The organism is Mycobacterium sp. E342, assembly GCF_001667665.1.
Taxonomy (GTDB): domain Bacteria; phylum Actinomycetota; class Actinomycetes; order Mycobacteriales; family Mycobacteriaceae; genus Mycobacterium.
In genome coordinates this window covers 1-9,127 of record NZ_LZJM01000209.1, presented here as the reverse complement: position 1 = coordinate 9,127, position 9,127 = coordinate 1, and the positions used below count along the sequence as shown (strand labels likewise).

Below are 9,127 nucleotides of genomic sequence, written 5' to 3'. Positions count from 1 at the left end.
GCCAGGAAGAAGTGGCGGTCGACCAGGAAGTACTCCTGCTCCGGTCCGCAGAAGGACACCACCTTGTTCAGGTCCTGGTGGCCGAACAGCTTCAGGATGCGTTCGGCGTGGATCCCCATCGCCTGCTGGCTGCGCAGCAGCGGCGTCTTGTAGTCGAGCGCCTCGCCGGTCATCGACACGAAAACCGTTGGGATGCACAGCGTGTTTCCGTTCGGGTTCTCCAGCACGTAGGCCGGGCTGGTCACGTCCCAACCGGTGTAGCCGCGCGCCTCGAAGGTGCTGCGCAGCCCGCCCGAGGGGAAGCTGGAGGCGTCCGGCTCGCCCTGGATCAGGGTCTTGCCGGCGAATTCGGCCAGCGTCTGCCCGTCGGAGACGGGTTCCAAGAAGCTGTCGTGCTTTTCGGCGGTCAGCCCGGTCATCGGGTAGAAGACGTGCGCGTAGTGGGTGGCGCCCTTCTCCAGCGCCCAGTCCTTCATGGCGACCGCGACGGCATCGGCGACGGCCGGGTCCAGCTTGGCGCCCTTGTCGATCGTCGCAACGACGGACTTGTACACGGCCTTGGGCAGCCGTGCCTGCATCTCCGCCTTGGTGAAGACGTTGGACCCGAAGATCTCACCCGGCAGTTCGCCCGCGACGAAGCTGACGGCGGGAGGGATGTATGCCTCGACGTTGTTGATCGCCTGCAGGCGGACTGCGTTGCCGCTCAATGGAATTCCTATCGCCAAAGCCCACGACTTGTGGACCGGCTCACTTTAGGAACTCTCGATGGCGAATTTGTTACGCCCGCGTCACCGGTATCGCCGCGATGGTTTCAAACAGAAGACGCCCCATAGTCGCGGTGGTCGGGCTGGTCGACGTCCCCGACCGTCAGCGGCAACGCCAGCTCCTCGAGCGGGCGCCGTTCGGCGGCGATGCCGAGCCACAACTCGACCAGGCCCGCGATCGCCATGACGGCGGCGCCGGTGAGGAAGGACCACAGCACCTGGCCGCGCTGCCCGGAATTGATCAACTGCCCGAACAGCAACGGGCCGGTGATGCCGCCGATCGCGGTTCCCACCGCGTAGAAGAACGCAATGGCCAGTGCCCTGGTCTCCATCGGGAAGATCTCGCTGACCGTCAGGTAGGCCGCGCTAGCGCCCGCCGAGGCCAGGAAGAACGCGACCGCCAGGACGCCGATGAACGCCCAGACGCCACCCGTCTGGGTTACGAACAGGATCGCGAGCACGACGGCCACGACCGCGGAGCCGAGGTAGGTGGCCGTGATCATCGGCTTGCGCCCGATGCTGTCGAACAGGTGCCCGAGCGCCAGCGGCCCGACGAAGTTGCTCAGGGCCCACAGGATGAAAAACAGCGGAACCTTCCCCGACGGCACCCCATAGAACCCACTCAACAGCGTGCCGAGGTTGAACGTCACACCGTTGTAGAGGAAAGCCTGCCCGGTGAACAGCGCCAGCCCGAGGATCGCGCGCCGCGGGTAGAGCTTGAACGCCACCCGGGCGATCTCGCGGAAGGAGATCGTCTCGCGTTGGCGGATCTTCAGCTTGCGGCCCCGCGGCTCGGGCAACGGCTCACCCGTTTCCTGCCGCACCGCTTCCTCGATCTCGCCGACTACCCGCTCGGCCTCCTCGTCGCGACCGTGGATGAACAACCAGCGCGGGCTCTCCGGGACGTTGCGCCGCACGAGCAGTACGAAGATGCCGAAGATGGCGCCGACGCCGAAGGCGAGCCGCCAGCCGATGTTGGGCGCGAAGTGCGACGTGTCGAGCAACACGAGCGCACCGGCCGCGCCCGCGGCGGAGCCGAGCCAGTACGTGCCGTTGATGATCAGGTCGACGCGGCCGCGCAGGCGGGCGGGGATCAGCTCGTCGATGGCCGAGTTGATCGCGGCGTATTCGCCGCCGATGCCGGCGCCGGTGAAAAACCGCGCGACGAAGAAATACCAAGGGGCGAAAGCGAAGGCGGTGGCCACGGTGGCCACCAGGTACACGGCCAGGGTCAGCATGAACAGATTGCGCCGGCCGAACCGGTCCGTCAGGTGCCCGAAGAACAGCGCGCCCAGGCAGGCGCCCGCGATGTAGAACGCGGCCGCCAGGCCGATCTGCGCCGCGTTCAGGTCGATGCCGCTGCCCTTTTCCGTCAGGCGAGCGGACACGTTGCCCACCATCGTGACCTCGAGCCCGTCCAGGATCCACACCCCGCCCAGCCCGATGACGACGCGCCAGTGGAATCGCGACCAGGGCAGCCTGTCCAACCGCGCCGGCACGTGCGTGGTGATGGTCCCGGTTTGCACGCTTCCGCTCATCTGGCTCCTCTCTGAGTGATCTTCAGAATTACCCAAGCGAAGCAGATGGCAAGCCTCAGCCGCGGTCGGCGCGCGACTCCTCGGGTGTCCAGGCGGCCGGCTGACCCGGGTGGCCGGGGAACAGGAAGTCGATGAAAGCCGCGGCCGTGGGCTGTGGTTCGTGGTTGGCCAGCCCCGGCCGTTCGTTGGCCTCGATGAAGGCGTATTCGGCGCCGGTGACGTCGGGCACCAGCAGGTCGATGCCCGTCACGGGAATGCCGATCGCCTCGGCCGCGGTCACCGCGACGCGGCACAGTTCGGGATTGACCACGGCGGTGACGTCGTGGATGGTGCCGCCCTGGTGCAGGTTGGCGGTGCGGCGGACGCGGAGGCGGCTGCCCTGGGGCAGCACGTCGTCCAGCGCCCAGCCCGCCTCCGCGACCGTCGCCTCGGTGAGGTCGTCGAGCGGGATGCGGGACTCGCCGGCGGTGGCCGCGGAGCGCCGCCGGCTTTCGGCCGCGATCAGGTCCCGGATGCTGTGCTCCCCGGTCCCGATGATCTCCGGCGGCATCCGCAGCGCGGCGGCGACCACGCGACCGTCGATCACCACCAGCCGAAGGTCGTCGCCCTGTACCCGCTGCTCGATCAGCACGTCCGGGTATTGCTCACGCGCGCGGGCCAGGGCGTCGGCGAGGTCTTGCGGACCGTTCTCGGTGGTCACGCCGACGGTGATGCCCTTCCCCTGTTCGCCGCGGGTCGGTTTGACGACCACCTCGCCGACCTCGGTGAGGAAGTTGTAGTCGCCCTCGTCGAACGTGGCCAGGCGGGCGCGCGGCACCGTGATGCCCGCCTCGGAGACGAGGCGGCGCGTGCGGCGTTTGTCGTCGCAGCGGCACATGGCGACCGCCGAGGTGTACTCGGACAGCGATTCGCGGGTCACCACGCTGCGGCCGCCGTGGGTGAGTCGCATCTCGCCGGTCTCGGCGTCGAGCACCTCGACCCAGATGCCGCGGCGCAGCGCCTCGTCGGCGATGATCCGCGCGTAGGGGTTGAGGTCGTCGATCGTCTCGGGCGGCGGGCTGAACAGCGGCTCGTTGATCGCGTTCTTGCGCTTGATCGCCAGCACCGGGACGCGGCGGAAGCCGAGCTTCTCGTACAGGCCGATGGCGGCGGCGTTGTCGTGCGCGACCGACAGGTCCATGTAGGCGCGGCCCGCATTGCGGAAGCGCTCGGCCAGCGCCCGGGTGAGGGCCGCGCCGATCCCGGGCAGTCCGGCCGCGGGGTCGACGGCCAGGGTCCACAGGCTCGACCCCTGCTCGGGATCGGAGAACAGCAACTCGTGGTCGACGCCGGTGACGGTGCCCACCACGGCGCCGTCCGCGTCCCGCACCGCCAGCAGATACGTCACCGCCGGCACGTTCAGGTGGTTGTTCCAGATGACGTCGACGCCGGCGGGCACCATGCCGCAGCGCACGTAGACCCGGTTCATGGCATCGGCGTCGACCGGGTCGTTCAGTGTCCGCACGGTGATGCCCAGCGGTGGCGTCGACAGATCCTCCGGCGCGGCGTCGGCGAAGCGCAGGCGATAGGTGTGGCTGGGATCGATGAAGAGCTCGGTCGGCGCCTCGGCCACCACCACGTGGGATTCGCGGGCGTAGATGCAGATGTCGCGGCGCCCGGGGCCCTCCCGGCGCAGCGCCTCCACCAGCTGCTCGGAGTCGGCGAAGGTCTGGCCGAAAATGAGCCGGCCCCAGCCCAACTCGAGCTCGACATCCTTGGCCATCGCCTCCACCAGCTCCGGCGGCGAGGCGTCGTGCAGGCCCATCGTGATCGCCTCGGTGTGGTCGCCGGGGGGATCGGCCACGGTCATGCCACCGGACCCGTGATGCCGTGCCGTTGCAGCCAGAGTTCGAGCAGGGCGATCTGCCACAGTTCGTTGCCGCGCAGCGGGGTCAGCTTGCTGTTGGGGTCGGCCAGCAGGGCGTCGACGGCCTCCGTGCGGAACAGGCCGCGCTCCTTGGCCACCGGCGCATACAGCGCGTCGCGCACCATGTCGAGGTAGGGCCCCTCCAGGTGGGTCAGCGCCGGGACGGGGAAGTAACCCTTGGGCCGGTCGATGACCGCGGAGGGAATCACCCGCCGCGCGGCCTGTTTGAGGACACCCTTGCCCTCGTGCGCGATCTTCAGCTCCGGCGGGCAGGTCGCCGCCAGCTCGACGAGCTCGTGATCGAGGAACGGCACCCTGCCCTCCAGACCCCAAGCCATGGTCATGTTGTCGACCCGCTTCACCGGGTCGTCAACCAGCATCACGGTGGTGTCGAGCCGCAGCGCGCGATCGACGCCGGTCTCGGCGCCCTCGCGCGCGAAGTGCTCGGTGACGAAGCGCTCGCTTGGGTCGCCCGGGGCCATGATGCCCGCCCCCAACAGGCCCGCCATCTCCGCCGAGTCGCGGTCGAAGAAGGCGCCGCGATACTCGGCGACCGCCCCTTCCAGCGACGCCGCGGCCGGCGAGCCCATCGGCGGGTACCAGTGGTAGCCGGCGAACACCTCGTCGGCCCCCTGGCCCGACTGCACGACCTTCACGTGGCGGGCCACTTCCTGACTGAGCAGATAGAAGGCGACGCAGTCGTGGCTGACCATCGGCTCGCTCATCGCGCCGATCGCGCCGTCGAGCGCGGGCAGCATCCGGTCGGTGCCGATGCGGATCTGATGGTGGTCGGTCTCGAAACGCTTCGCGATGATGTCCGACCAGCGGAACTCGTCACCCTCGACGCCACCGGCCGCCTCGAAGCCGATGGAGAACGTCATCAGGCCGTGCTGGCCGGCCTCGGCGAGCAGGCCGACGATCAGGCTGGAGTCGACCCCGCCGGACAACAGGCAGCCGACCGGCACGTCGGCGACCAGCCGGCGTTTGACGGCGACGCGGAGCGCGTCGAGCACCGCCTCTTCCCAGTCGGTTTCCGACCACCCGGCGCGGTCGTCGCGCCGGGTGAAGTCCGGGCTCCAGTACGTGGTGGTGGTGCGCCGGCCGTCGGGCTCGATGGCGATCAGCGACGCCGGCGGCACCTTGCGGACCCCCCGCAGGATGGTCAGCGGCGCGGGGACCACCGAATGGAACGTCATGTAGTGGTGCAGCGCGATGGGGTCGATGCGGGTGTCCACGTCGCCGCCCGCCAACAGCGCCGGCAGGGCCGAGGCGAACCGGATCCGGTGGGCGTCCTCCGTCAGGTAGAGCGGCTTGATCCCCAGCCGGTCGCGACCGAGCAACACCCGGCCGCTGTCGCGCTCGACGATGGCAAACGCGAACATGCCGTGCAGGTGGCTGACGAAGCCGTCGCCCCAGCGGTGGTAGGCCTTGAGCAGGACCTCGGTGTCACTGTGCGAGAAGAACCGGTAGCCGTGCCCGGTGAGTTCGCTGCGCAGCTCCTTGTAGTTGTAGATGCAGCCGTTGAAGGCGACGGACAGACCCAGCTCCGAGTCGACCATCGGCTGGGCGCCGGCCTCGCTGAGGTCGATGATTTTGAGGCGACGATGTCCGAGCGCGACACGGCCCTGTGACCAGGCGCCGGACGCGTCCGGGCCCCTTGGGGTCATCACGGCGGCCATTGCCGACACCGCTGCTACATCGGGGACCCGCCCGTCGAGCCGTACCTCCCCGGTGACTCCGCACACTCCTTGGACCATACCGAAGGCGGTCGCAACGCGCCCGTACGGCCACTGTGAAATGGATCGGCCGCGACCGCCCAGGGTTTGCCGCACCCGGGATCGGATGCGGCGCCCGGTGAGCCCCGTGACGGTTAAATCTTGGTTGCGGTTTGCTCCCGCCGTCGCGGCCCGCCCGGACCGGTCGCGATGTCCGCCCCCGCGGATTCCGCCCGTGGGCCGAACCGTGGTTCGGCGCTGGCTACTGACAGTACCTGCCGCACAACAGTTTCCGAATCGCGCACCGACGCGGCCGTCCGGCGCGCCCGGGCTTGGACCGCCAACCGGCCCCCGCGATGCGAGACGAATTGTGTGAGCTGCGCGGTTAACTCCGGCGAGAAAGACGCCTCGATTCTGGTTAACGTTCAGCCAGCATTGGCACCAGAGCCCAGCCGCACACTGAGGAAGACCTTGACGGGAAAGAATGCGCACCGCGGGACTTGGCCGGCGATCGGCGCGGCCGCCCTCGCATCCACCGCGGTGCTTCTCGCCGCACCGGCGTCAGCCGATCCAAACGACGATTCGTTCATCGCGGAGCTTCAGCGACACGGAGTCGTCTTCACCGACCGCGGCGCCGCCATCGCCGCGGGACACGACATGTGCGCCGGACTCGACAAGAGCAGGACGCCGAGCTCGCTGGTGGTGGGCGTCGCCAGGGCCACCGATCTGTCGGCCCGCGAGGCCGCCTTCCTGCTCGGCGCCTCGGTGGCGTCCTATTGCCCCCAGCACAAGGCCGGCGTCGGCGCGTCGTCGTCCTGAGCCACCGCGTCGGATTCGCTAACCGGCGCGCTCGCCGGGCACCTTGTCCTCCCGTGACGCCGCCGCATGCTGAGCATCCTGGGCCAGCTCCAGCCGGCGCTCGGCGAGCACCAGCAAACGCCTCAGTCGCGGTCCGTACAGACCCACCGACTCGCCGGTCAACATGCCGTCATGCCCGCACTCGACCGAGTACGTGAGGATCTCGCCGGAAACGTGCGGCCTCCAGGCCCGCGACAGGAAGGCGCTGCGATCCTCCCCGTCCCGCGCGGCGGAGAAGACGGTGATGTCGCCGGTGAAAACGCCGGGCCGGTGAGCTCGGTAGCGTTCGACGTTCTTGCGGAGGTTGTCGGCGAGGAGGTCGAACAGCCGCCCGGATCGGGAGGCCTCCGGCAGCTGGCCCGCACCGAGGGCCTCTTCCGGCGGGGCCGCGCCGTCGTCCATGGTGGGTTGGGCGTCGAGCAGGATCAGCCGGGCGACAACGCACCCGCGCTGCTGCAGCTCGGCCGCCACGGCGTGGGCGACGACCCCGCCGAACGACCAGCCGAGCAGGTTGTAGGGCCCGGAGGGGTAGGCCTCCTGCAGCCTGTCGGCGTAGATCTGCGCCATCTCCCGGATCGAGCGCGGTTCGCGTTCGGCGCCCCCACGGACCTGTTGAATCCCGACGATCGGGCAGTCCAGGTAGTTGCCGAGCACCTGGTACGGCCAACTCACACCGCCCGCCGGGTGGATGCAGAAGACCGGGATGCCCGCGCCCCCCTTGAGGGTTTGAACCGGAACGACTTCCTCACCGGACGAGGTGTCCGTGGCCAGTCGCCGGCTCAGGCTTCGCACCGAGGGCGCGTCGAACAGGGTGCGCACCGCGAGGTCGACGGCCAGGTCGGCGTTGATGGTGGCGATCAACCGCATCGCGGAGATGCTGTCGCCGCCCAGGTCGAAGAAGGAGTCGTCGACGCCGACGCGCTCGACGCCGAGCACCCGGGCGAAGACACCGGCCAGGATCTCCTCGGTGGCGTTCGACGGGGCCCGGTATGTGCCGCCGGCGTATTCCGGTGCCGGCAGGGCGCGGATGTCGAGTTTGCCGTTCGGTGTCAGCGGCAGCGTGTCGAGCCCCAGCACGGCGCTGGGCACCATATATACCGGTAGGCGTCCGGCCAGCGTGGTGCGCGCCTCGGCGGGGTCGGCGGTCCCGGTGACGTAGCCGACGAGCCGTTTGTCGCCGGGGCGGTCCTCGCGGGCGACCACCACCGCCTGGTCGACGCCGTCCAGCCGGGCCAGCGCGGCCTGGACCTCTCCCAGCTCGATGCGGTAGCCGCGGATCTTGACCTGTTCGTCGGCGCGGCCCACGTAGACCAGTTGCCCGTCGGCGCCCCACCGCACCAGGTCACCGCTGCGGTACATGCGTGCGCCGGGTTCGCCGAACGGGCAGGCCACGAACCGCGACCCGGTCAGCCCGGCCCGCCCGAGGTAGCCGGTGGCCACCCCGGTGCCCGCCACGTACAACTCGCCGACGACGCCGGGCGGCACCGGCCGCAACCAGGCGTCGAGCACGAACAACCCCGCGCCGGCCACCGGCGAGCCGATCGGTGGTGCCCCCGACCCCGGGTTGAGCGGACCGCTGATCGCCACGCACATCGTGGTCTCGGTGGGGCCGTAGGCGTTGACCATCACCCGGCCCGGCGCCCAGCGATCGACCACTTCGGCGGGGCAGGCCTCCCCGGCCATCACCAGTGCCACGCCCTTGAGGCCCGCCGGGTCCAGCATCGCCACCGCCGACGGCGTCTGGGTCAGCACGCTGACCCCTTCGTCGACCAGCAAGGCGCCGAAGTCTCGCGGTGAGCGCACCACCGCCTCGGGCACCACCACCACGCGCCCGCCGCGCAGCAGCGGGGCGAAGATCTCCCACACCGACACGTCGAAGGCATACGAGTGGCATTGCGTCCAGACACCGGGGGCCGGCAGCCCGGCGTCGAGCGAGCCGATCAGCCGGGTCACGTTCTGATGGGTGACCGCCACGCCCTTGGGCACGCCGGTGGTGCCCGACGTGTAGATGATGTAGGCGAAACCGTCCGCCGTCGGCACCGGCAACGCGGTGTCCGGGCAGCCGCCGATCCGCGGGTCTTCGATGTCGATGACCCGCACGTCGCACCCGTCCAGCCGCGACCGCAATCCCCCGGTGGTGACCGCGGCGACCGGCGCGGCATCCCCGACCATGAAGCCGATGCGGGAGACCGGTGCGGCCGGGTCGATCGGCAGGTACGCCGCTCCCGTCTTGAGCACCCCCAGGATGGCCACGATCGCCTGCGCCGAACGGGAAAACAGCAGCGCCACGGGCCGTCCGGGGCCGGCGCCCTCCGCGGCCAGCAGGTGCGCCAACCGGTTCGCCGC

At 69.9% G+C, this 9,127-nt stretch carries 6 protein-coding genes; 1 reads left to right on the top strand and 5 read right to left on the bottom strand.

The genetic code is table 11. The features are described from left to right. The 4 genes from A5692_RS15810 to A5692_RS15795 all read right to left on the bottom strand — a co-directional run. Positions 1-707 (bottom strand): glutamine synthetase III (locus A5692_RS15810; protein ID WP_197514475.1); only part of this gene is annotated, 707 nt, incomplete at its 3' end. A 104-nt stretch (positions 708-811) separates the two neighbouring features. Continuing rightward, positions 812-2,302, bottom strand: coding sequence for an MFS transporter (locus A5692_RS15805; RefSeq protein ID WP_068057472.1), 1,491 nt, complete (start codon positions 2,300-2,302; stop codon positions 812-814). A 55-nt stretch (positions 2,303-2,357) separates the two neighbouring features. Continuing rightward, positions 2,358-4,151: an N-acetylglutaminylglutamine synthetase gene (gene ngg, locus A5692_RS15800; protein WP_068057470.1), complete on the bottom strand. Its 1,794-nt coding sequence runs from the start codon at positions 4,149-4,151 to the stop codon at positions 2,358-2,360. Further along, positions 4,148-5,953, bottom strand: coding sequence for an N-acetylglutaminylglutamine amidotransferase (locus A5692_RS15795; protein WP_068057468.1), 1,806 nt, complete (start codon positions 5,951-5,953; stop codon positions 4,148-4,150). Before A5692_RS15795 ends, ngg begins: the two co-directional genes overlap by 4 nt. 441 nt (positions 5,954-6,394) lie before the next feature. On the opposite strand from A5692_RS15795, the gene A5692_RS29875 reads away from it, so the two are divergent. Next, positions 6,395-6,742, top strand: a complete 348-nt coding sequence (locus A5692_RS29875; RefSeq protein WP_068057466.1) for a DUF732 domain-containing protein — start codon at positions 6,395-6,397, stop codon at positions 6,740-6,742. An 18-nt stretch (positions 6,743-6,760) separates the two neighbouring features. Here A5692_RS29875 and A5692_RS15785 read toward each other — a convergent pair. Beyond that, positions 6,761-9,127 (bottom strand): amino acid adenylation domain-containing protein (locus A5692_RS15785; RefSeq protein WP_082962769.1); only part of this gene is annotated, 2,367 nt, incomplete at its 5' end.

Bases quoted from the DNA above. Each gene is read 5' to 3' on its own strand.
- A5692_RS15805 (WP_068057472.1), bottom strand. From the start codon at position 2,302: ATGAGCGGAAGCGTGCAAACCGGGACCATCACCACGCACGTGCCGGCG.
- ngg (WP_068057470.1), bottom strand. From the start codon at position 4,151: ATGACCGTGGCCGATCCCCCCGGCGACCACACCGAGGCGATCACGATG.